A 21305-nucleotide genomic window follows, 5' to 3' on the forward strand; every position below is an offset into this window, starting at 1 on the left:
TTCCGCGTCACGCGGCGGGTTAGACTTGCGGACAAGCTCTGACGAGGGGATGCCATGTCCAACCTGTTTGCCGGTCCTCACCTGTGGATCCTGCTCATCGTCATCCTGCTGCTGTTCGGCGCCGCCAAGCTCCCCGCGCTGGCCAAGAGCATGGGTCAGTCCGCCCGGATCTTCCGCGGTGAGATGAAGGCGATGAAGACCGACGACGCGACGGTCGCCTCCGCGGCCGCCGACACCCCCGTCGCCGAGCCGACGGCTCCGGCTCCGGCCGATCCGACCGCGGGCACGGGCGGCGTCGACACACCCAAGCCGTAGCCTCGCGTGGCCACAGTCCAGCGAGCGGACACCGCCGAAGACTCGCCGCGCCGTGACCGGCGCATGTCGCTCGCCGAGCACCTCAAGGAACTGCGCCGGCGATTCATCATCGCCCTCATCGCGCTCGTCGTGTCCGGCATCCTCGCCTTCTTCCTCACCGACTTCATCATCTGGGCGATGACGGAGCCGATCCGCATGGTCGCCGAACAGCGCGGCATGGAGGACAAGGTCGGCCTCATGTACCAGACGGTCACGGGGCCGTTCGACATGCGGCTGCGCATCGCGTTCGCGGTGGGCTTCCTGCTGTCCGCCCCGATCTGGATCTGGCAGATCTGGGCCTTCCTCATGCCCGGCCTCACCCGCAAGGAGATCCGCTACACGGTGGGCTTCGTCGCCGCGGCCGTCCCGCTCTTCTTCGCGGGCGTCTACGTCGGCTGGTGGGTGATGCCGCACATCGTCGAGATCATGGCCACCTTCACACCCGACGGTGCCGCGAACTGGTTCGACAGCAAGTACTACTACGACTTCGTCTTCAAACTCCTCCTCGTCGTCGGGGTCTCGTTCGTCGTCCCCGTCTTCCTCGTCGCGCTGAACCTCGCCGGGGTCATGAGCGGTCGGGCCATCATCAAGGGCTGGCGGGTCGCGGTCATCATCGCGGTCGTCTTCGCGGGCCTTGCGACACCGGCGGCCGATGTCGTCAGCATGCTGCTGCTCGCCGGCATCCTCGTGGTGCTGTTCTTCGCCGCCGCCGGGGTGTCGATGCTCTTCGATCGCCGGCGCGCCAAGCAGGCGGCAAGAGACGGGCTCGTGTGAGCGCAGCCAACGATCCCGCGTCGAGGTTCGCCCGCGCGGAGGCGGCCCGCACGCATCCTCTGACGACCGCGTTCGCTGCGGCGCAGCGCTTCGACCTCGACCCGTTCCAGATCGCGGGGTGCCACGCGCTCGAAGCGGGACGCAGTGTTCTGGTGGCGGCCCCGACGGGCGCGGGCAAGACCATCGTCGGAGAGTTCGCGATCCACCTGGCGATGCAGGAGCCCGGTGAGAAGGCGTTCTACACGACGCCGATGAAGGCGCTGTCGAACCAGAAGTTCCGCGAGCTGCAGGACGTCTACGGCGAGAGCGAGGTGGGACTGCTCACCGGCGACACGAACATCAACGGCGGCGCGCGGATCGTCGTGATGACGACGGAAGTCCTGCGCAACATGCTCTACGCCGACTCCCCGGCGCTGCGGGGACTCCGCTACGTCGTGATGGACGAAGTGCACTACCTGGCAGACCGTTTCCGCGGAGCCGTCTGGGAAGAGGTGATCATCCACCTCCCGCCCGCCGTCCGGCTCGTGTCGCTCTCGGCGACCGTGTCCAACGCGGAGGAGTTCGGCGATTGGCTCGACACCGTGCGCGGCGACACCGAGGTCATCGTGTCGGAGACGCGCCCCGTTCCCCTCGAACAGCACGTCCTGGTGCGCGGCGACCTGCTGCCGCTCTTCGACGACCGCGCCGGGATCGCGACCGCGCAGGTCAATCAGGAGCTCATGCGCATCCGCTCGGTGAAGGGCGCGAACTTCGACAACAACCGACGGGTGCAGGAGTTCCGTTCGTCGGGGGGATACGAGGCGCAGCGGCGGCGGCCGAACAAGGGCGGACGCCGGCCGGTGCGCTCCGCCAACGTGCAGCGGATCGAACGCATCGACCGCCCGCAGGTCGTGGAGCTGCTGGGGCGCGCGAACCTCCTTCCGGCGATCTTCTTCATCTTCAGTCGGGCCGGGTGCGACGGTGCGGTGCAGCAGGTGCGTCGAGCCGGTGTGCGGCTGACGAGCCGTGAGGAACGCGACGAGGTGCGTCAGATCGTGGACGAGCGCACTCGCACGATCCCCGACGAGGATCTCGCCGTCCTCGGCTTCTGGGAATGGCGCGACAACCTCGAACGAGGGGTCGCGGCCCACCATGCGGGTCTTCTGCCCGCATTCAAGGAGATCGTCGAGGAGCTCTTCCAGCGCAAGCTCGTGAAGGTCGTCTTCGCGACGGAGACGCTCGCGCTCGGCATCAACATGCCGGCCCGCACCGTCGTGCTGGAGAAGCTCGAGAAGTTCAACGGCGAGGCGCGGGTGGCGATCACCGCGGGGGAGTACACCCAGCTCACCGGACGCGCCGGCCGTCGCGGCATCGACGTCGAGGGTCACGCGGTCATCCAGTGGACCGAGGGTCTCGACCCGCAGGCCGTGGCCGCGCTCGCCTCCCGCCGCACGTATCCGCTGAACTCGAGCTTCCGTCCGACCTACAACATGGCCGTCAATCTCATCGACCAGTTCGGTCGCCCCCGCGCGCGCGAGATCCTCGAGTCGTCTTTCGCGCAGTTCCAGGCGGATCGCGCGGTCGTCGGCCTGGCGCGGCAGGTGAAGGATGCCGAGGAGTCGCTCGCCGGCTACGAGAAGGCGATGGCGTGCGACCGAGGCGACTTCGCCGAGTACGCCGCACTGCGGCGCGAGCTGAGCGATGTCGAGAAGCTGAATCGCGCCGACCGGACGGCGCCGGCGAAGATCCGCCAGCAGCGTCAGAATCAGATCCAGAGCCTCCGTCGCGCGCTGCAGCGGCATCCGTGTCACACCTGCCCCGACCGCGAGAGTCACGCGCGGTGGGGGGAGCGCTACGGAAAGCTGCGTCGCCAGGCCGACAAGTTGCGCCAGCAGATCGACACCCGCACCGGCACCGTGGCGCGCGTCTTCGACCGTGTCGTCGAGGTGCTCGCCGCGCTCGAGTACGTCACCCCCGACATCGACGGCGGGCTGCGCCTCACCCCGGCCGGCGCGATCATGAAGCGCATCTACGGCGAGAGAGACCTTCTCGTCGCGGAGTCGCTGCGCACCGGTATCTGGACGTCGCTCGACGCGCCGTCGCTCGCCGCTCTCGCCTGCTGCCTCGTCTACGAGCCTCGGCGCGACGAAGGCGGCGATCGCGCCCTGCCTCGCGGTGCGTTCCGTACGGCGCTGAGCGACACGCAGCAGCTCTGGGCAGTGCTCGACGATCTCGAGCGGGATCACCGCCTGCCCGGCTCCGAGCCGGTCGCGGCCGGCCTCGCCCAGGCGATGCACTCGTGGGCGCGTGGTGCGGCGCTCGATCGAGTGCTCGCCGAAGCCGACCTCGCTGCCGGCGACTTCGTGCGGTGGACGAAGCAGACGATCGACCTGCTCGATCAGCTGTCGATCGTCGCCGACCCGCCCGTCGCGACCACGGCGCGGCAGGCGCTCGACGCCGTACGCCGCGGCATCGTGGCGTACTCGGCCGTCTGAGCTCGCCTAGGCTTTTTCCGTGGCTTCCCCCGTGGCTCTCCCTGCATCCGACTCCGCGCGTGGACGGCTGGGCTCACCCGATCGACCGCTCCTGCCGCTGTGGTCTGCCGTCCTCGTCGCCGTCGCCGGGGGCGTCATCCTCGATCTGGCTTTCCCCGACATCGGCTGGTGGCCGCTCGCGTTCGTCGGGGTGACGGCATCCCTCGTGACTCTGGTCGGACGCTCCGCGCCGGGGGCATTGGCCGTGGGAGCCGCCTTCGCGGCCAGCTTCTACCTCGTCCACATCGTCTGGATCACGCGGTACCTCGGTCCGGTGCCGTGGTTCGCGCTCGCGGGTGTGGAGACGATCCTCAGCGCCGTGGGGGCGATCGCGATCGCGTTCGCCTACCGGTGGCTTCCGCGGGTCGCACCGGGGCGCTGCGCGCGCCGCCTCGCTCTTCCTACGCTCGTCGCGGGATTGTGGACGGCCCGCGAGCTGTGGCTCGGCGGGTGGCCGTACACCGGGTTCCCGTGGGGCCGCATCGGCATGAGTCAGGCGGAGAGCCCTCTCGCGCACGTCGCATCGTGGGTCGGCGTCAGCGGTCTCACGTTCCTGATGGTCTTCCTCTGTGCGGCCGCCATCGAGGTGGCGCTGGAGGTCGCTCGCGGGCGGATGCGGCGCGCCAGCGGCGCGCCGGAGCGATCCGCGTCGTTCTCCCCGACATCCCTGCTGCCGGTTGCCGCGGCTCTCGTGCTCCTCGTGCTGACTCCCGCCTTCCCCACGACGGATGCCGGCACCATGCGGGTCGGGGCGGTGCAGGGCAACGGTCCGGCGGGCTACTTCGACGAGCGCGAGCCGTACGCCGTGCTTCAATCCCAACTGGATGCCTCGGCGCCCCTGTTCGGTCAGGACGTCGATGTCGTGCTCTGGCCGGAGGGGGGTATCGATGCCGATCCCACCCGCAACGACTCGGTGGCGCGTGTGCTCGATCGGCTCTCCGCCTCGTTGGATGCGCCCCTCATCGTCAATGCGGCGACGCAGCGCGGAAGCGACACGTTCAACACGTCGATGTTGTGGCAGGCGGGCGCCGACAATCCGGTGGCCTTCCACGACAAGAGCCACCCGGTGCCGATGGGGGAGTATGTCCCCGACCGCTGGTTCTTCGAGAAGCTCGCCCCCGACCTGGTCGGCCTCATCCAACGCGAATACACCCCCGGTACCAACGCGCCCTTCATGGACGTCGACGGTGTCGGTGTCGGGCTCGCGATCTGCTTCGACGTGATCTACGACGACGTGATCTGGAGCGGTGCGCGGGAGGGTGCGGAGGTGTACATGTTCCAGACGAACAACGCCGACTTCCGCGACACCGACGAGAATCTGCAGCAGCTGGCATTCGCACGCATGCGTGCGATCGAGACGGGGCGTGCCGTCGTCAACCTGTCGACGGTCGGCACGAGTCAGGTCATCGCTCCCGACGGTACGACCGTCGACTCCCTTCCGGCCGGCGGAGCGGGCGCGCTCGTGACCGACGTGCCGCTGCGCACGGGACTCACGCCGTCGGTGCTGTTCGGCGGTGCGATCCAGACGCTGATCGGGGTGGGGAGCCTCGTGGCACTGCTCGCGCTCGGCATCCTGCAGCGGGTGCGGCGGCGCACCACGACGCCGGCCCCCGTGGTGGAGGCCGGCGTCGTCGATGGTCAGCGAAGCTGACGCACGTGCATCAGGCGGTCAGCCGGGTGGTCCCGTCGCCGTCGCCACGCCGCGCGCGCACGAGAGCGAGGCGCTCTTCGAGCAGTTCCTCCAGCTCCGGGATGGTGCGACGCTCCATCAGCATGTCCCAGTGGGTGCGGGGGGTCTTGTCACCGGAGTGATCGACCTCCGCCACGGTGTCGCCCGTGCGGAGCACGGCCTCTCCACCGCAGGTGCGGCACTCCCACGCCTCGGGGGCCTCCGCGTCGGCCGCGAAGGTCATGACGGTCTCTCGTGAGCACTGCGTGCACACGTACGTGAAGTTCGCGCGCTCGTGGAAAACGACGCCATCCTCGCTCTGTAGGCTGGATGCGCCGATCCGCATGCCGCGCAGGCTGCGATCTGCCATTGTGTGGTCCTCTCGTCTCCGTCAGGTATAACGCCCTCACCTGTGCGCATCATCCGAACGGGCAGACGCAGGCGGTTTTTCACAGTCGATGCCCAGCGTCTTCCGAGACTGACCGGGGTGGCGCGGGTTATGGGGGATTGCCCACCTCAGCGTTCGGAGGCGACAGCCTCCACCGCGAGGTCGGCGCGGTCGCTCACGAGTCCGTCTACGCCGAGGTCGAGCAGGCGGAGCATGTCGTGCCGGTCGTTCACCGTCCACACGTGCACTTCGGCACCCGCGCCGTGGACAGCATCCACGAATCGCCGGGTGACGATACGCACGCGTCCGTACCGCTCGGGCACCTGCACGGCATCCACACCCGCGAGCGCGCGCCGCACGAGCCGAGGAGATCGAGACGTCACGGCGGCCAGCAGCGTCGTGATCACCGCGCGGCCTCCGGAGGTCGCCGGGTCACCACCGGATGCGCGGGCGGCGGCGAGGGCGCGGCGCCGCCGGTCGTCGGAGAAGCTCGTGAGCAGCACACGCGAAGACTCGCGGGCGACGTCACGTCCGACGGCGTCGGCTGCGGCGGCCGCCTTCACATCGAGGTTGAGTCGCAGCGTCGGGAACGCATCGAGCGCCTGGCGGAGTCCGAGGAGGCCGCCGCGGTCCGCCATGATCCTCTCCAGCTCGGCGAACGTGACGGCCGACACGGGGCGCGGGTCGCCGGTGACCCGCGAGAGATCGTCGTCGTGGAAAAGGACGACCTCTCCGTCGGCTGTCAGGTGGCAGTCGGACTCGACGTAGGCGGCTCCGGCGGCGTGTGCCGCGGCGAACGCCGCCGCGGTGTTCTCGACCACGCCCTCCGCCCCGGGCGGGACGAAACCTCGGTGAGCGAGCACGCGCGGAGCCGCGGATGCCGCGAACCACGGATGCATGTGTACGACGGTGCTCAGGAGGTCGGCGTCGACGAGGCGCCGTCGTCGAGGGCCGGCGGAGTCGTGGCCTGCGCCTCGCTCGCGATCTCGTCGGCGGCGGAAGCTGCGGCACGCGCCGCGGCGGCGGCCTCTGCGGCCGCAGAACCGCTCCCGTGCCCGGGAACATCGTCGGACGGCCGGGGCGAGGGTGCCGTGGCGCGACCGGCGAACGCGTCGCCGATGCCCTTGAGTGCTTCGGTCAGCTCGCTGGGGATGACCCACAACTTGCTCGACGGGCTCTGAGCGATCTTCGGCAGGGTCTGCAGGTATTGGTACGCCAGCAGCTTCTCGTCGGGCTGCCCGCGGTGGATGGCGTTGAAGACCATCTGAATGGCCTCCGACTCGCCCTGTGCTCGGAGGACGGCCGCCTGCTTGTCTCCCTCTGCGCCGAGGATCGCCGCCTGTCGGCGACCCTCCGCTTCGAGGATCTGCGACTGCTTGGAGCCTTCCGCCGTGAGGATCGCCGCGCGGCGGTCGCGCTCAGCTCGCATCTGCTTCTCCATGGAGTCCTGGATCGAGTGGGGCGGATCGATGGCCTTCAGCTCGACTCGCGACACGCGGATGCCCCACTTGCCCGTGGCCTCGTCGAGGACGACGCGGAGCTGGCCGTTGATCTCGTCACGGCTCGTGAGCGCCTCCTCGAGGTTGAGGCCGCCCACGACGTTTCGCAGCGTCGTGGTCGTCAGCTGCTCGACGGCGCCCAGGTAGTTGGCGATCTCGTACGTCGCGGCGCGGGCATCGGTCACCTGGAAGTACACGACCGTGTCGATAGACACGACGAGGTTGTCCTCCGTGATGACGGGCTGCGGCGGGAACGACACGACCTGCTCGCGCATGTCGACGAGCGGGCGGAGCCGGTCGATGAACGGCACGAGGAGATTCAGTCCGGGGGAGAGGGTGCGCTGGTAGCGCCCGAGCCGTTCCACGACACCCGCGTAGGCCTGCGGGATGATGCGGATCGACCGGAACAGCACCACGATCACGAAGATCGCGACGACGACCAGCAGGACGATGATGAAGATCTGACCGATGAAAGCGCCGACATTGACGTCCATCAGATGCTCCTCTCCGAAGTGGGCTCACCCGGGGCGGCCTCGATGATGGGGGAGACCTCGACGGTCGCCCCCCGGACAGCGGTGACGGTGACGCGGGAACCGGCATCCAGACCGGGATCCGGGCCCACGAGCCGAGCGGTCCACGTCTCGCCGTTGTCGAGCTTGACCGACCCGTCACCGTCGACGAACGGACGAAGGACGCGGGCGCCGAGCCCGTAGAGGGCGTCGACGTTCGTCGGGTGCAGCGTGCTGCTGCGGTGCAGAGCGCGCAGGAGCAGCGGACGGATCGTGAAGAGGAGGAGCGCAGCGATCGCGGCGGCGGCGAGCACCTGGGCCCACCAGGGGCCGCCGAGGAGATTGACTCCGAGCCCGCCGATGAGCGTGCCGGCGGCCAGCATGAGGAAGGTGAACTCGAGCGTCAGCAGCTCGATGATGACGAACACCAGTGCGAGGACCAGCCAGGCGATCCAGAGGTACTGCGTGAGATCGGGCAGCACGGCCAGGCTCCTTCCGGGTGCGTCCTCGAACCCTAACACCCCGTCGAGAAGGGGGGTCGATTGATAGGCTCGGCAGCATGTCTCACCCCATTCCCGCCGGCACTCTGGCCGGCCGCACCGCCCTCGTGACCGGCTCTTCGCGGGGCATCGGCGCCGACACCGTGCGCTACTTCGCACAGGCGGGCGCGAACGTCGTCATCAACTTCCGCAACAAGGCGCCGCGTGCCGAGAAGCTCGCCGCTGAGCTGCGCGAACTCGGCGTGGAGGTGCTCGTCGTGGGTGCCGATCTCACCGACGCGGACTCGGTGCGCGAGATGTTCGCGGCCGTGAAGGAGCGCTTCGGATCGCTCGACATCCTCGTGCTCAACGCCTCGGGCGGCATGGAGGGGGGAATGGCGGAGGACTACGCCATGACCCTCAACCGTGACGCACAGGTGGGCGTGCTGGAAGCCGCGCTGCCCGTGCTGCAGGACGGCTCCCGCGTCGTGTTCGTGACGAGCCACCAGGCGCACTTCATTCGTACGACGCCGACGATGCCCGAGTACGAGGTGGTCGCGCTGTCGAAGCGGGCGGGGGAGGATGCGCTTCGTGAGCGCATCCCGGCGCTCACGGAGCACGGCATCGGATTCGTGGTCGTGTCGGGCGACATGATCGAAGGAACGATCACGGCGACGTTGTTGGAGCGTGCCAACCCGGGAGCGATCGAGTCCCGCCGCGAGTCGGCCGGCAAGCTTTACAACGTCTCGGAATTCGCCGCCGAGGTCGCCCTGGCAGCGGTCGAGCCGATCCCGGCGGACAACACGCGCCTCATCGGCGACGTGGCGTCGTTCGGCGGGGAGTGAGATGCGCGCCGACCACATCGATGCACTCATCAGCGTCGGCCGGCCGTCCATCTCCACCGACGGCGCGTTCGCTGTGTTCGCCACATCGCGACCCGACACTCCCGCCAACCGCAACGTCGGTCAGCTCTGGCGAATCGACCTGCCCGAGGGGGCACCGCGACGATTGACCCGCGGCGTGGCCGACTCGGCTCCGCAGATCTCGCCCGACGGGCAGGCGGTTGCGTTCCTCCGCGCCGACGCGCGCGGGAAGGCTCAGATCCACGTCATCGCCTCGCAGGGCGGGGAAGCCGTCCAGGCGACGGATGCCCCCGGCGGCGTGGGGAGCTTCGCGTGGTCGCCCAACGGCGACGCTTTCGCCTATACCTCGCGCGTCGTCGAAGCCGGTCGGTACGGCAGCGTGGAGGGCCTCGATTCGGCGGCGGAATCCCCGCGGCGGATCACCGGCATCCGCTGGCACGCCAACGGGCTCGGCTACCTGGCTGATCGCCCCGCGCACGTCTTCGTGGTCGCGGTGCCCGCCACCGACGCCGAACCGTTCTATGAGCCCGCACCGGCCGTGCTGCCGGAAGGTGCCGAGGCGCCCACGAAGCGCGTCGTCGTCGCCGGGGCGCGTCAGCTCACCGCGGGGGATGCCTCCTACTCGGGTGTCGTCTTCACGGGCGACGGTTCCGAGGTGCTCACGGTGCCCGACGAGATCGAGCACGATCGGCGCGACCTGCGCTCGCGCCTCGTGGCGGTTCGGACGGATGGGAGCGGCCAGCGAGAGGTCGTGGCAGCCGACCGCGGCCTGGCGATCGACGATGTCTTCGTCGCGCCCGATGGCGTCATCGCCATGACCGCCGCCGACATGGGGGAGAGCGGAGTCGACTTCATTGCTCCCGGTGATGCCCTGTGGCTGGTCGAGGACGACGGACCGCGTCGACTCACCGACCCCGAGACGATCGACCTGGGAGAGGTCGGGTCCCACATCGGCGCCGCCGGTACCGACTTCCTCGTGCAGAACCGTACGCGGGGTCGCGTCGAACTGCTTAGGGTGACGCGTCAGGGAGAGATGTCGGTGGTCATCGGCGGTGACGTCGAGGTGTCCGGTCATGCCGCCAGCGGTACGGGCGAGCGGATCGTGGCATCCGTGGCCACGCCGGAGTCCGCCGGAGAGCTGTTCCTCGCGGATGCCGGGCCGCTCACGCACTTCGGTAAGGTTCTGCAAGACGCCGGGATCGTCATGCCAGTGGAGAAGGAAATCCCTGGTCGTGACGGATACCCGGTGCATGGTTGGGTAGCCGTCCCGGAGGGCGACGGGCCGTTCCCCGTCATTCTGCAGATCCACGGCGGACCGTATGCCTCTTACGGCATCCATGCGTTCGACGAGACGCAGGTTCTCGTGGACGCTGGGTATGCCGTCGTCTATTCGAATCCGCGGGGCAGTGCGGGATACGGACGCGAGCACGGCCGCAGCATCCGCCAGCGCATGGGTACCGTCGACTTCCACGACGTCATCGACTTCCTCGATGCCGCACTCGAAGCCGACCCCCGTTTGGATGCCGCGCGCGTCGGCATCATGGGAGGTTCCTACGGCGGCTACCTCACGGCCTGGGTTATCGCGCACGACCACCGCTTCGCCGGCGCGATCGTCGAGCGCGGTTTCCTCGACCCGGCGTCCTTCCAGGGCACGAGCGACATCGGATCGTTCTTCGGCGACGAGTACGTGGGCGTCGATCCGGAGGCGATGGCCGCGCAGAGCCCCATGGCCGTTGTCGCTCAGGTGACGACTCCGACGCTCGTGCTGCACTCGGAGCTCGATTTCCGCTGCCCGCTCGAGCAGGCCACCCGCTACTACGCGGCGCTGAAACGGCAGGGAACGGATGCCGAGATGCTGATCTTCCCGGGGGAGGATCACGAGCTGACGCGATCGGGCCAGCCGCGCCATCGCCGAGAGCGGTTCGCCGCGGTCCTCGACTGGTGGCAGCGCTACCTGCCCACCGTCTGAGTTTCAGGCATGGGACACGAAGAGGGCCCCGGGATCGCATCCCGGGGCCCTCTTCGTGTCGACGTCAGAGTCGGTCGGCGTCAGCTCACTACTTGCCGAACGTGAACGCACGGACGAGGTTCAGGACGCCCATGGCGATGAGCATGATGCCCAGCAGCCACCACAGGACGACGGCTCCCCACAGCGGGGAGAACAGCAGATAGAGGCCGGCGATGACGCTCACGATCGCGAAGAAGACGGTCCAGGCCTTCGACTTCGAGTCGCCGAGCGTGGAGAGCGAGACGATGCCCTCGACGATCCAGCTGATCCCGATGAAGACGGAGACGAAGACCGCGAGCCAGACCGTCGTGGCGGTGAGGTTCGAGAACGTGATGATTCCGGTGATGATGAAGAGCAGGCCGAGGGCGATATGGCCGACACGAGCCCATCCGCCCTTCGTCTTGCTGAAGATGCCCAAGCCGGCGTAGACGAGGCCGGCGGCGATGATGTAGATGGCGAGGATCCACGTCACGACGACGGCGGTCTGGCCGGGCCAGACGAGGATCAGGATGCCGGCGACGAGCGTGAGGAGTCCGGCGAGACCGAGTGTCGTGCGGATGCTGTTGACCTCGGACTTCGCAAGCGGAACGTCAGTTGACATGAGTGAGTACCCCTTTCTGGGAGTTCCCTGAGTGGGATCAGCGCCAGGATAGCCCCATCAGGGCCGTCGCGCGGGTATGCGCGCGGAACCGGTTACACATCCCGCAAACGAAGCGTCACGTTCCGAGGAGAACCGTGATCAGCAGCAGTACGGGAACGCAGCCGATCGTGGTGAGGAACACCGTGTCACGAGCAATCGGCTCGCCGATGTCGAACCGCTGGGCGTAGTTGAAGACATTCTGAGCCGTGGGGAGAGCGGCCAACACGGTGACGACGAGAACGTCAGCGGGGGAGAGGCGGAAGACGTAAGCCGCTACTGCCCAGGCGATCACGGGCATCACGAGCAGCTTGAGCGCGGAGGCGACCAGGACGTCGCGGCGCCGGCCGCGAGTTCCGAGCACACGCCGGCCGTGCAGGGAGATGCCGTAGGAGATCAGCATCACCGGCACGCACGCGTTGGCGATGAGCGTGGCGGGTTCGATGATCATCGGGGGCGGCGACCAGCCCGAAAGCGAAACGAGCATTCCGAGCACCGAACCGACGACGAGCGGGTTGCTCACGGTGCGCCGGACGATCGGGATCACGCGGCGCTGACCCGTGGAGACGGCTTCGAACACCGCCATCGCGATCGGCGTGAACACCACGAGCTGCAGCAGGATTACCGGCGCCGGATACGCCGCGCTGCCGAGGAGATACAGCGACAGCGGGATGCCGATGTTGTTGGAGTTGACCTGTCCCGCCGACAGTGCGCCGATGAGGCTCTCACCGATGCTTCGGCGCCACCACAGCCGAGCCACCAGACCGAAGACGACGAAGATCGCGACGGCGGCGATCGCCGAGACCGGCAGCATGGCGGAGAAGAGCGTGTGGACGTCGGCCTGCGAGAGCACGACGAAGAGCAGGAACGGCGAGAGGACGAAGAACACGAGCCGTCCGAGTACGTGACGCGCGTGAGGCCCGAGCAGATCGATGCGCCCGAGGAGCCATCCCACGAAGATGGCGACGCCGATAACGACGAAACCCGTGAGCGCCTCCAGCATCCTTCGAGCCTAGAGCCGCCGGGAACTCCGCCGGTGCCATCTCCATCGTTCATTCTCCGATAATGCACATTATGTCAACTCGCCGAGTGGAGCCGGTGGAAGCGGCCCCCCTCCGGTCTCCCCTCGCTGCGTGCGAGCGCGGCACGGGCGTAGGGTGTCGCGCATGAGCGAAGACGGCTGGCGCGCGTTTCTCGACGACGACCCGAAGGACTGGGTCATTCTCCATGGCGGCCCGTCCGCGGTGTTCCGCGTCGGCTCACTGGCCGAAGCTGCGCGGCTCGCCGCAGCGATCGCCGAGGTGCCGGGACTCGGCGACCGCACGCTGCTTTCGGCGACGTCCGACCACCTCACGGTAAAACTCACCCGCGAGATGTGGGGCACCAAGCCGGAGCACATCGCCGTCGCTCACGCGATCTCCGACGTGGCACGCGCACACGGGGCGGTCGCCGACCCGTCGTCGGTGCAGGAGGTCCAGGTCGCCATCGCTGCTCAGCCCGACGCGATCGATCTGCCGTTCTGGCGGGCTGTGCTCGGCTACGCGGCCCTGCACGACGACAACGGCCTCGATCCGCTGGGCCAGGGGTCGACGGTGTGGATGCAGGAACTCGACCCCGGCAAGCCGTTGCGTCATGCCATGCACCTCGACGTGTCACTCCCCCGTGAGCACATCGCGGCGCGGCTGGAGGCCGCTGTCGCCGCCGGCGGACGGATCGTCGACGACAGTGAGGCGCCGAGTGCGTGGATCCTCGCCGATCGCGCGGGCAACAAGGTGTGCCTCGCGGCGTGGCCGGATGGCGCGAGGCCTTCGCAGGGCTCGTGAGAACGTCACGGCGAAACCTCTCCCCTGCTCAGTCCGCATCCCGTGCGGCGTCACCGAGGCGATACATCCGAATGTGCCGGTGGCCGTGCTTGAACGACCGCGTCGCGTTCTGCAGCGGCCGCAGATCGTCGCGTTCCGTCGTGACGAGCACGACGACGGCGCCCGGAGGCAGCACGCGCTCGAGAGCATCGAGAGCGACCGCCGCCGGAGCCCGGCCGGGCGTCGACGTCGACCACGCGGTCTGCGTGCCGTAGGGCAGGTCGCAGAGCGCCACATGGATGCCGTCGAGGTCGAGCCGTGCCAGTGAACCGGCATCCGTGACATCGGCCTCCACCGCGTCGGTGCGGGGTGCGGAGGAGCGCCCGGGAACATCGAGCAGTCGATCGATCGCGGCCAGGCGATCGTCGTCGGCGCCGCGGTCGGCCAGCTCGCGTCGCCGTTCCGCGAGCCCGGTGGGCGTCACCAGCGCGAGGTTCTTCGCGGCGAGTGTGACGGCGGCGGGATCGACGTCGCTCGCCAGCACCCGCTGCAGTCTCTCGGGTCGCAGCAACGCGACGGCGGTGGGGATGCCGCCCGCGCCGCACATCGGATCCCACAGGCCGACGCGCTCGCGACCGGTCAGGAGACGCGCCCGCTCGAAGAGTTCAACGGCAAGGCGAGGCGGGAAACCCGGGAACCCTGGAGCCGAGTGGATGACGCGGCCTCCCCCGGCATCCTCGTAGCGTTCGCCGTTCGCGTGATCGAACCTCATCGCGCGCCGCTCTCTCCAAGGCTCACGCGCAGTGCCGCGAAGACGAACTCCCACCCCTGTCGATACGACTCGACAGGGCCGTCGTCCGTCCACGGGCCCGTGTGCCGCAGGGTCAGGACGCACCCGGCGGCGATTTCGCGGAGCTCGATGTCGCATGCCTCGTCGCGGCTCTCGCCGTCGGCGTCGGTCCACCGCCAGGTGAACGACAGGCGGTGCGGGGCCTCGACGGCAAGATAGTGCCCCGCCACGGCGATGCCTGCCGCTCCCGCCGCGAACCGGTAGGCGCCACCCGGGCGGGCGTCGGCCGTGATCTCGACGTCGTCCCAGTGGTTCCACCACCAGGTGCGCAGCCGCTCGGGCTGCGTGAGAGAGGCCCATACCTCCGTGACCGGCGACGACAGCGCGATCTCCAGGTGGAGCGGACGCTGCGCGAGCTGGGCCCACGGTGCGGCAACGTCCTCACCATCGCCCGCTCCCCCGTGGAGCTCGGCCAATGCGCGCAGGTGCGACTCCCATCCGTCGCCGTAGTCCGCGATGTGATCGGCCTCGCCGAGGCGGTGTTCGAGGGTGAGAATCGTGCCGTCGCCGTCACGCCGGAGGTCGACCCGCACGCGACTCGGGGCCTCGTTCGCCCAAGTCCAGGACACGGCGAGGGAATCGACGGGAGCACAGTGCTCGATGCGCAGCGCAGCGCGCGTATCGGGGTCATCTGCGAAGCGGATGCGCACGAGGGTGGGGTCATCGGCATCCCGTTCCACGTCGCCGAGCCAGCGGGCGAGGCGGGAGCTGTCGGTGAGTGCCGACCACACATCGTCGGGAGTCGCGGCGTAGCGCCGCACGATCGTCACGATCGGCTCGTGCGACGAGCCTGTCAGGCTCCGAAGCACCAGGTCACGCATGGTCATCCTGCGCCTCGCTCTCGGAGTGTGCGACTCCGCGTCGCAGCTCGGTGTCGAGGGCGTCGAGCCGGTGCGTCCATCGGGCCTGCTGCTGCGCGACCCAGGCCGCGGCCTCGTCGAGGGCTTCGGGGCGCAGCGCGTACAGGCGCCGGGCGCCGTCGGGGCGCGCCTCGGCGACTCCCCCGTCGCGCAGCACACGCAACTGGTTCGAGACGGCGGGCTGTGAGATGCCGAACTCCGAGCCGATGGCCCGACTGATCTCGCCCGAGGTGCGGTCGGCGACGGCGAGGATCTCGACGATGCGCCGCCGCACCGGATCGCCGAAGAGGTCGAATGAGTTCACGATGCATTTATATCAGGCGACAGTGATATTGCCAAGCAGGGTGCTCGGAAGGGCAGAATGACGGGATGCCGTCTGCCCGGATCCATCTCGAACTGATCCCCCACGTCGACACGACGACGTGGACGCTTCGCGTCGACGGCATCGATGTCGGCGTGCTGCGCGGGACGGTGCGAGGCGGCGACGTGGAGCTGTTCGTCGAGGTGGACGAGTCTGCCCGGCGCCGCGGGATCGCGCGCGCCGCGGTCGGCCGCCTGCTCGGCTCCGCGCCGTGGGGCCACGACGTGCGCTACGTCGCCGAGGTGGACGCGGGCGACGAGGCTACTGCGGCCCTCGCGCGCCGGCTGGGGTTCACGCCCGGGGATGCCGGCGGTTCCGGCCGTCGGTGGAGCCGCCCCGCCCCGCGCGCCCGGGCCGCCGCCGACGATATCGCCCGCTTCCTCGACCGCGACGGACGGATCGACCGCTACCCGCTGCGCAGCGCTGACCGGCAGGCTCTTCTGACGTGGGTCGCGGCGCGGGCCCTGCCGCACGGTGTGGTGCTCGATGAGGCCGCGGTGAACGCGCGGCTGGAGCCGTACGCCCCCGCGGGCGATGTCGCCGTGCTGCGGCGGTATCTGGTCGACCACGGACTCGTCGAACGCACGCGATCGGGCTCGGAGTATGTGAGGGTCGAGCACGACGCGAGCTAGCCCAGTGCTGCCGCCTTCTCTTCGAGCACTCGGCGTTGCGCGTCGTTGGCGGTCAGGGCGATGGCGTGCGAGAACTCCTCCCGCGCCTCCGTGGCGCGCCCGAGCCGTGCCAGGAGCTCGCCGCGCACGCTCGGCAGCAGCGGTGAGCCCCGGAGCTCTCCGCGCCGAGCCAGATCGTCGACGATCCGTAGCGCGGTGGCGGGACCGGTCGCCATCGACACGGCGACGGCGCGGTTGAGTTCGACGATCGGGCTCGGCGCGATCCGTCCGAGCGCCTCGTAGAGCACGACGATCGTCTCCCAGTCGGTGTCGTCGACGTGCGATGCCGCACTGTGACACTCGGCGATGGCGGCCTGCAGCGCGTACGTCCCCCGCCCCCGACCGGATGCGAGGAGGTCCGCTCGCCGCAGCGCTTCTCGTCCGCGCGTGATCTGGCGGCGGTCCCACATCGTTCGGTCCTGATCGGCGAGCAGCACCGGGCGGCCGGCGGCGTCCTCGCGGGAGGCGAACCGGGCGCGCTGGAATTCCATGAGAGCTACCAGCGCCGCGGGCTCCGGCTCTCGCGGGACGAGCCCGCACAGCACCCGTCCGAGCCGCAGGGACTCGTCGGCGAGCTCCGGGCGCATCCACCGCTCCCCCGCCGTCGCTGCGTAGCCCTCGGTGAAGATCAGGTACACGACGCCGAGCACGCCGTCGAGCCGCGCTCGCCATTCCGACGGTTCCGGTGTCTCGAAGGCGACACCGGCCGCCGACAGGGTCTTCTTCGCTCGCGTGATCCGTGCCTGCACGGTCGCGACGGGGACAAGCAGCATCCGGGCGATCTCGGTCGTGGTGAGACCGCCGACGACGCGGAGGGTGAGCGCGACCTGCGACTCCCGTGACAGCGCCGGATGGCACGCCGTGAAGACGAGCCTCAGCAGGTCGTCGTCGATCGGCTCCCACGTGTCTTCCGCCGACTCCGACAGCTCGTGCGCGATGAGCCGGTAGCGATCGTCGCGGCGCTCGCGCCGACGCCACGCGTCGATGGCGCGGCGTTTGGCCGTCGCCGTGAGCCAGGCGCCCGCGTTCGCGGGTATCCCGGACTCCGGCCAGGACGTCAGAGCCTCCGCGAGCGCTTCCTGGGCGACGTCCTCCGCCTGGCCGAGGTCGCCCGTCATCTTCGCGAGTGTCGCGACGATGCGGGGACCCTCGATCCGCCAGACCGCCTCGACGGTCCGCGTGACGTCGAGCGGCATCAGACGGTGCCGAGCTGCTCGCGCCAGCCGGCCTCCTTCTGAACGAACTCGTTGTCAGCGAAGTCGGCGAAATCGGACTCGTCGGTGATCCGCCGGACCTCCAGCGTGTTCCCGGGGCCCAGGGGGCACCGCTTCGCCCACTCGATCGCCTCCTCCGCCGTCGCCGTGTCGAGGATCCAGAAGCCGTTGAAGAGCTCGTGCACTTCACCGTACGGGCCGTCCGACACGAGCGGCGGCTCATCCGCCGAGAACGTCACCAGGTAGCCGGCCTCGGGGGCGAGCCCGTCTCCGCCGGCGAGCACTCCCGCCTTGATGAGCGACTCGTTGTAGGCGCCCATCGCGTTGATGACCGCCTCGAAGTCGAGTTCCTTCGATGCCTCCAGCGCTTCGGCCGTGGTCCGCATGATCAGCATGTGCTTCATCTGTTCGTCTCCTTCATCCGGGTGCCCGCGGCACCCTCTCACTATGACGTCGAACGAGAATCGACGAAATCGACACGTCGGCCGAGATTTTTCGGCGAGGCGACATCGAGCCCACCCTAGGTCAGCGCAGGTCAGCGCAGGTCAGCGCAGCGGCGTCCACCCCGATGGCAACGGCCCGTCGGCATCCGCCCGCTCTCGGTCCGCGGCGGTCGACCAACCCTGGGCCGCGGCCGGGGAGTCGAAGCCGCCGCGCGCCAACCGCACGCCGACGTCTTCGTGATGCATGCGGGGCGCTCCCCCGCGCCGGGTGGACGCGCGCACACTCCAGGCGTCGTCGGCGAAGCCCCCGCCGCGGAAGACGCGATAGTCGCCGTACCGGGCGGGGTCGAGCAGGTCCCAGCACCATTCCCACACGTTGCCGAGCGTGTCGAAGAGCCCGTGGAGGTTGGGGTGCTTGCCGCCGACGTCCTGAGGGCTCGTCACGCCGTCTGCCGCGGTCCACGCGACGTCGGCGAGCGGCCCGTAGTGCGGTCCCGTCGAGCCTGCCCGGCACGCGAACTCCCACTCCGCCTCCGTCGGCAGGCGGAACCCGTCGCTGTCGACGTGCCACGTGACATCCTCCCCGTCGAACGTGTACGCCGGGTCCAGGCCCTCCCACTCGGATGCCGCGTTGCACAGCCGCACGGCACGCAACCAGGAGATGTCCGCTGCGGGGCGCCGCGGATGCCGTGCGGTCTCGCCGAGGAGTTCTGCATGGACCTCTTCGGTGAGCGGGAACACACCGATCTCGAAGGGCTCCAGGTCGACCGCACGTCGCATCTTCCGACGCGCGTCGTGCAGTTCGACCCGCCCGCCGGCGATCGCCCTCATCTCGATGTCGGTCACCGACGCACTCTAGCGCTCGGTAACGTGGACGCTGTCATGACAGTCTCCGCCGCCAGCGCGCCGAGTGCCCGGGCGTGGATCATCTGGACGGTCGGCGTCGCGGCCTACGTGCTCGCGATCACCAACCGCACCTCGCTCGCTGCCGTGGGAGTGGATGCCGCGGAGCGCTTCCAGGCGGACGCCGCGACCCTCTCCCTCTTCGCTGTCGTGCAGCTCGCGATGTACGGGGGCATGCAGATCCCCATCGGCGTGCTCCTCGATCGCTACGGCGCGAGGCCCGTCATGACGGTGGGGATGATCCTCATGGCGATCGGGCAGTTGACGATGGCCCTCTCCCCCAGCGTCGGCGTCGCCATCCTGGCGCGAGTGCTCCTCGGCGCCGGCGACGCCGCGATCTTCCCCGGCGTGCTCCGACTGATCGCGCTCTGGTTCCCCGCGCAGCGGGCGCCGCTCATGGTCCAGCTGACGGGCATCGTCGGTCAGTCGGGTCAGCTCGTGGCGCTCATCCCCCTCGCCGCCCTGCTGCACGCCACGTCGTGGACGATCGCCTTCGGGAGCATCGCAGGACTCGGCGCGCTCTTCACGCTCCTCGTGGTGCTTCTCATCCGCAACCGGCCGCCCGAACTCGCCTCGGACGTGGCCGTCGACACCGACACGGGCGCCATCCGCGTCGTCACCTCCGCGGTCGACACCGGCGTCGGCATTCGCGCGGCCTGGTCGCACCCCGGCACCCGCCTCGCCTTCTGGTCGCACTTCACCTCACCGTTCGCAGGAACGGCCTTCATTCTGCTGTGGGGCATGCCGTTCCTGACCGCTGGCGAAGGACTCAGCAAGGCGACGGCATCCGCGATCATCTCGACCTACGTCGTGGTGGGTATGGTCGTCGGTCCCGTCATGGGCGATCTGTCGCGACGCATCCCCCACCTGCGCTCGCGGGTGCTGGTGCTCCCCTCGATCGGCGTACAGCTCGTGGCCTGGGTCGCCGTGATCGTCTGGCCCGGCCCCGCGCCGATCTGGTTGCTCATCGCGCTCGCCGTCGCGCTGGCGATGGGTGGTCCCGCCTCGATGATCGCCTTCGACCACGCACGCACCCACAACCCCGCCCACCGGCTGAGCACCGCCACAGGCGTGACCAACGCGGGCGGCTTCCTCGCGGCGCTTCTCGCCATCCTCATGATCGGCCTCGCGCTGGACCTGCAGGGGGCCGGAACGCCCGCGACCTACACGCTCGACGCGTTCCGCCTCGCGTTCCTCACCCAGGTCCCGCTGTGGCTGCTGGGCTCGGCGTTCATCATCGTCGAGCGGCGCCGGACGCGCATCCACCTCGGCATGGAAGAGCCGCGCCGCCGCACCCGGTGAGGATGCGGCGGCGCGGCGTGCGACTCAGATGGTCTGGTCGCCCGACGTGCGGGACTCCGTGTGGGTCACGCGCTCTCCGGCGACGGGGTCGACCGTCCGGGTGACCGACTCGGTCGAGCGCCGCCGCGCGACGAGGACCAGTCCGATCACGAAGACGACGGCACCGGCACCCATGAGGATGTAACCGATGAGGTCGAGGTCGACGTACTCGACATCGACGTTCACGGCGAACGCGAGGATCGCGCCGATGACGAAGAGAGCGATGCCTGCTCCGATACTCATGTGCACACTCCGATCAGCTGGTGGTGATGCCATGGTCCTCTGCAGCGGGCGCGGAAGGAACCCCTTGACACGGCACCCTGCGACGTGGGTAGGCGGCCCCGGCTCAGGACGGCGAGATCTCCGTCCAGGTGCCGTATTTCGCCTCTCTTCCGTCGCCGGACGATGTTCCCGTGAGACGGCGGCGCACCCACGGCCCGAGGTGATCCCGCATGTAGTCGCCACGCGCCAGGCGCACCGCGTCGGGAAGGGGCGGCAGCGACCACCATCCCTCGGGAACGCGCTCGCCGAGAGCGTCCAGCACCCGTGCAGCGACTCGGTGATGACCGCGGCTGTTCATGTGCAGGCGATCTTCCGACCAGTAGGAAGGGTCGGAGAGCTCGCGGTCCGGCCAGTTGAGCGCGCGGACGACGTCGGGTCGATCCGCCACGCGCCGGACCACCGCGGCGGACATGAGGTCGCCGCGCCGCTGGACGACGCGACCGAGGGGAAGCTGACCGGACGGGTTCGCTCCCGACAGCAGGATGAGGCGGACGCCCTGTTCATCGCACCGACGGAGGACGTGGCTGAAGGCGTCGGCGATGTGCGAGACCGACGTGCGGGGACGCAGCATGTCGTTGCCGCCGCCGTTGAACGACAGGTGTGTGGGCTCCAGGGCGAGCGCGCGCTCGAGTTGCTCGCGGACGATCGGCCACACCAGCTTGCCGCGGATCGCGAGGTTGGCGTAATGCACGCTCTCCCCGCGCGAGTCCGCCCATCCCCGCGCGACGAGATCTGCCCAGCCCCGGACGTTGCCGTCGGCCCGTTCGTCTCCGACGCCCTCAGTGAACGAGTCGCCGATCGCGACGAAACGGACGGATGCCATGGCATCCACTCTATGGTCCGGCGACCGCGCCTCGGCGCGTGTCGGGAGCGCCCCCCCCGCGA

Annotated in this window: 23 protein-coding genes; 9 read left to right on the top strand and 14 right to left on the bottom strand. The window is 69.4% G+C overall.

Annotated features, from left to right (window positions below):
• Positions 1–54 precede the first annotated feature (54 nt).
• The 4 genes from ACSQ18_RS06355 to lnt all read left to right on the top strand — a co-directional run bounded on the left by ACSQ18_RS06355 (position 55) and on the right by lnt (position 5292).
• The gene (locus tag ACSQ18_RS06355; RefSeq protein WP_174236297.1) at positions 55–315 is read left to right on the top strand and encodes a twin-arginine translocase TatA/TatE family subunit; all 261 of its coding nucleotides are present in this window, start codon (positions 55–57) and stop codon (positions 313–315) included.
• Positions 316–378: 63 nt separating this feature from the next.
• Positions 379–1128, top strand: coding sequence for a twin-arginine translocase subunit TatC (tatC, locus tag ACSQ18_RS06360; protein WP_144809252.1), 750 nt, complete (start codon positions 379–381; stop codon positions 1126–1128).
• Positions 1125–3602 carry a DEAD/DEAH box helicase gene (locus ACSQ18_RS06365; protein WP_436036292.1) on the top strand — a complete coding sequence of 826 codons (2478 nt, stop codon included), beginning with the start codon at positions 1125–1127 and terminating at the stop codon, positions 3600–3602. Before tatC ends, ACSQ18_RS06365 begins: the two co-directional genes overlap by 4 nt.
• A 19-nt stretch (positions 3603–3621) precedes the next feature.
• On the top strand, positions 3622–5292 hold the full coding sequence (lnt, locus tag ACSQ18_RS06370; RefSeq protein WP_436036293.1) for an apolipoprotein N-acyltransferase: 1671 nt from the start codon (positions 3622–3624) through the stop codon (positions 5290–5292).
• Between the two features lie 10 nt (positions 5293–5302).
• On the opposite strand, the gene ACSQ18_RS06375 is transcribed toward lnt, so the two are convergent.
• From ACSQ18_RS06375 to ACSQ18_RS06390, 4 genes are all read right to left on the bottom strand, one after another.
• Positions 5303–5680, bottom strand: a complete 378-nt coding sequence (locus ACSQ18_RS06375; protein WP_301039929.1) for an RNA polymerase-binding protein RbpA — start codon at positions 5678–5680, stop codon at positions 5303–5305.
• A gap of 146 nt (positions 5681–5826) precedes the next feature.
• The gene (locus ACSQ18_RS06380; RefSeq protein ID WP_436036294.1) at positions 5827–6597 is read right to left on the bottom strand and encodes a glycerophosphodiester phosphodiesterase family protein; all 771 of its coding nucleotides are present in this window, start codon (positions 6595–6597) and stop codon (positions 5827–5829) included.
• Positions 6598–6611: 14 nt separating this feature from the next.
• Entirely contained in the window at positions 6612–7691 is a 1080-nt protein-coding gene (locus ACSQ18_RS06385) for an SPFH domain-containing protein (RefSeq protein WP_436036295.1), read from the bottom strand.
• Complete coding sequence (locus ACSQ18_RS06390) at positions 7691–8188, bottom strand: NfeD family protein (RefSeq protein WP_436036296.1); 498 nt, start codon at positions 8186–8188, stop codon at positions 7691–7693. The genes ACSQ18_RS06385 and ACSQ18_RS06390 overlap by 1 nt, the downstream gene beginning before the upstream one ends.
• A gap of 77 nt (positions 8189–8265) precedes the next feature.
• On the opposite strand from ACSQ18_RS06390, the gene ACSQ18_RS06395 reads away from it, so the two are divergent.
• Positions 8266–9030, top strand: coding sequence for an SDR family oxidoreductase (locus ACSQ18_RS06395; protein WP_436036297.1), 765 nt, complete (start codon positions 8266–8268; stop codon positions 9028–9030).
• 1 nt (position 9031) lies between these two features.
• Positions 9032–11017: a S9 family peptidase gene (locus tag ACSQ18_RS06400; protein WP_436036298.1), complete on the top strand. Its 1986-nt coding sequence runs from the start codon at positions 9032–9034 to the stop codon at positions 11015–11017.
• An 88-nt stretch (positions 11018–11105) separates the two neighbouring features.
• On the opposite strand, the gene ACSQ18_RS06405 is transcribed toward ACSQ18_RS06400, so the two are convergent.
• Together ACSQ18_RS06405 and ACSQ18_RS06410 are read right to left on the bottom strand one after the other, a co-directional pair.
• Positions 11106–11657, bottom strand: a complete 552-nt coding sequence (locus ACSQ18_RS06405; RefSeq protein WP_436036299.1) for an HdeD family acid-resistance protein — start codon at positions 11655–11657, stop codon at positions 11106–11108.
• A 115-nt stretch (positions 11658–11772) separates the two neighbouring features.
• Complete coding sequence (locus ACSQ18_RS06410) at positions 11773–12696, bottom strand: AEC family transporter (RefSeq protein ID WP_436036300.1); 924 nt, start codon at positions 12694–12696, stop codon at positions 11773–11775.
• A gap of 163 nt (positions 12697–12859) precedes the next feature.
• Between ACSQ18_RS06410 and ACSQ18_RS06415 the strand changes: the two genes are divergently transcribed.
• Positions 12860–13516 carry a VOC family protein gene (locus tag ACSQ18_RS06415; RefSeq protein ID WP_436036301.1) on the top strand — a complete coding sequence of 219 codons (657 nt, stop codon included), beginning with the start codon at positions 12860–12862 and terminating at the stop codon, positions 13514–13516.
• Positions 13517–13544: 28 nt separating this feature from the next.
• Here the strand turns inward: ACSQ18_RS06415 and ACSQ18_RS06420 are convergent, their stop codons facing one another.
• Genes ACSQ18_RS06420 through ACSQ18_RS06430 form a run of 3 tightly spaced genes read right to left on the bottom strand, consistent with a single transcriptional unit; the run spans position 13545 to position 15509 of the window.
• Positions 13545–14267, bottom strand: coding sequence for a hypothetical protein (locus ACSQ18_RS06420; protein ID WP_436036302.1), 723 nt, complete (start codon positions 14265–14267; stop codon positions 13545–13547).
• Positions 14264–15172: an SRPBCC family protein gene (locus ACSQ18_RS06425; protein ID WP_436036303.1), complete on the bottom strand. Its 909-nt coding sequence runs from the start codon at positions 15170–15172 to the stop codon at positions 14264–14266. Before ACSQ18_RS06425 ends, ACSQ18_RS06420 begins: the two co-directional genes overlap by 4 nt.
• Entirely contained in the window at positions 15159–15509 is a 351-nt protein-coding gene (locus ACSQ18_RS06430) for an ArsR/SmtB family transcription factor (RefSeq protein ID WP_436036304.1), read from the bottom strand. Before ACSQ18_RS06430 ends, ACSQ18_RS06425 begins: the two co-directional genes overlap by 14 nt.
• A gap of 65 nt (positions 15510–15574) precedes the next feature.
• On the opposite strand from ACSQ18_RS06430, the gene ACSQ18_RS06435 reads away from it, so the two are divergent.
• On the top strand, positions 15575–16198 hold the full coding sequence (locus ACSQ18_RS06435) for a GNAT family N-acetyltransferase (RefSeq protein ID WP_436036306.1): 624 nt from the start codon (positions 15575–15577) through the stop codon (positions 16196–16198).
• On the opposite strand, the gene ACSQ18_RS06440 is transcribed toward ACSQ18_RS06435, so the two are convergent.
• From ACSQ18_RS06440 to ACSQ18_RS06450, 3 genes are all read right to left on the bottom strand, one after another.
• A complete protein-coding gene (locus ACSQ18_RS06440; RefSeq protein ID WP_436036307.1) occupies positions 16195–17433 on the bottom strand; it encodes an RNA polymerase sigma factor in 1239 nt (412 codons plus the stop codon). The two genes, ACSQ18_RS06435 and ACSQ18_RS06440, sit on opposite strands and share 4 nt — an antisense overlap.
• Positions 17433–17855, bottom strand: coding sequence for a YciI family protein (locus ACSQ18_RS06445; protein WP_301039942.1), 423 nt, complete (start codon positions 17853–17855; stop codon positions 17433–17435). Before ACSQ18_RS06445 ends, ACSQ18_RS06440 begins: the two co-directional genes overlap by 1 nt.
• A gap of 141 nt (positions 17856–17996) precedes the next feature.
• Positions 17997–18725, bottom strand: coding sequence for a formylglycine-generating enzyme family protein (locus ACSQ18_RS06450; protein ID WP_436038392.1), 729 nt, complete (start codon positions 18723–18725; stop codon positions 17997–17999).
• A 51-nt stretch (positions 18726–18776) separates the two neighbouring features.
• Here ACSQ18_RS06450 and ACSQ18_RS06455 point away from each other — a divergent pair, with 51 nt between their 5' ends.
• Positions 18777–20099: an MFS transporter gene (locus ACSQ18_RS06455; RefSeq protein WP_436036308.1), complete on the top strand. Its 1323-nt coding sequence runs from the start codon at positions 18777–18779 to the stop codon at positions 20097–20099.
• A 24-nt stretch (positions 20100–20123) separates the two neighbouring features.
• Here ACSQ18_RS06455 and ACSQ18_RS06460 read toward each other — a convergent pair whose 3' ends face one another.
• Positions 20124–20381 carry a DUF6458 family protein gene (locus ACSQ18_RS06460; RefSeq protein ID WP_301039945.1) on the bottom strand — a complete coding sequence of 86 codons (258 nt, stop codon included), beginning with the start codon at positions 20379–20381 and terminating at the stop codon, positions 20124–20126.
• A gap of 103 nt (positions 20382–20484) precedes the next feature.
• Positions 20485–21243: an SGNH/GDSL hydrolase family protein gene (locus tag ACSQ18_RS06465; protein WP_436036310.1), complete on the bottom strand. Its 759-nt coding sequence runs from the start codon at positions 21241–21243 to the stop codon at positions 20485–20487.
• Positions 21244–21305 lie beyond the last annotated feature (62 nt).

This window comes from Microbacterium sp. LjRoot45 (assembly GCF_964253325.1).
Taxonomy (GTDB): Bacteria; Actinomycetota; Actinomycetes; order Actinomycetales; family Microbacteriaceae; genus Microbacterium.

Coding starts and splice junctions, on each gene's coding strand:
- ACSQ18_RS06445 (WP_301039942.1), bottom strand. CDS start 17,855: ATGAAGCACATGCTGATCATGCGGACCACGGCCGAAGCGCTGGAGGCA.
- ACSQ18_RS06400 (WP_436036298.1), top strand. CDS start 9,032: ATGCGCGCCGACCACATCGATGCACTCATCAGCGTCGGCCGGCCGTCC.
- ACSQ18_RS06435 (WP_436036306.1), top strand. CDS start 15,575: ATGCCGTCTGCCCGGATCCATCTCGAACTGATCCCCCACGTCGACACG.
- ACSQ18_RS06425 (WP_436036303.1), bottom strand. CDS start 15,172: ATGACCATGCGTGACCTGGTGCTTCGGAGCCTGACAGGCTCGTCGCAC.
- ACSQ18_RS06450 (WP_436038392.1), bottom strand. CDS start 18,725: ATGAGGGCGATCGCCGGCGGGCGGGTCGAACTGCACGACGCGCGTCGG.
- ACSQ18_RS06440 (WP_436036307.1), bottom strand. CDS start 17,433: ATGCCGCTCGACGTCACGCGGACCGTCGAGGCGGTCTGGCGGATCGAG.
- ACSQ18_RS06385 (WP_436036295.1), bottom strand. CDS start 7,691: ATGGACGTCAATGTCGGCGCTTTCATCGGTCAGATCTTCATCATCGTC.
- ACSQ18_RS06455 (WP_436036308.1), top strand. CDS start 18,777: ATGACAGTCTCCGCCGCCAGCGCGCCGAGTGCCCGGGCGTGGATCATC.
- ACSQ18_RS06375 (WP_301039929.1), bottom strand. CDS start 5,680: ATGGCAGATCGCAGCCTGCGCGGCATGCGGATCGGCGCATCCAGCCTA.
- ACSQ18_RS06380 (WP_436036294.1), bottom strand. CDS start 6,597: ATGCATCCGTGGTTCGCGGCATCCGCGGCTCCGCGCGTGCTCGCTCAC.
- ACSQ18_RS06465 (WP_436036310.1), bottom strand. CDS start 21,243: ATGGCATCCGTCCGTTTCGTCGCGATCGGCGACTCGTTCACTGAGGGC.
- ACSQ18_RS06405 (WP_436036299.1), bottom strand. CDS start 11,657: ATGTCAACTGACGTTCCGCTTGCGAAGTCCGAGGTCAACAGCATCCGC.
- ACSQ18_RS06410 (WP_436036300.1), bottom strand. CDS start 12,696: ATGCTGGAGGCGCTCACGGGTTTCGTCGTTATCGGCGTCGCCATCTTC.
- tatC (WP_144809252.1), top strand. CDS start 379: ATGTCGCTCGCCGAGCACCTCAAGGAACTGCGCCGGCGATTCATCATC.
- ACSQ18_RS06395 (WP_436036297.1), top strand. CDS start 8,266: ATGTCTCACCCCATTCCCGCCGGCACTCTGGCCGGCCGCACCGCCCTC.
- ACSQ18_RS06415 (WP_436036301.1), top strand. CDS start 12,860: ATGAGCGAAGACGGCTGGCGCGCGTTTCTCGACGACGACCCGAAGGAC.
- ACSQ18_RS06355 (WP_174236297.1), top strand. CDS start 55: ATGTCCAACCTGTTTGCCGGTCCTCACCTGTGGATCCTGCTCATCGTC.
- ACSQ18_RS06460 (WP_301039945.1), bottom strand. CDS start 20,381: ATGAGTATCGGAGCAGGCATCGCTCTCTTCGTCATCGGCGCGATCCTC.
- ACSQ18_RS06420 (WP_436036302.1), bottom strand. CDS start 14,267: ATGAGGTTCGATCACGCGAACGGCGAACGCTACGAGGATGCCGGGGGA.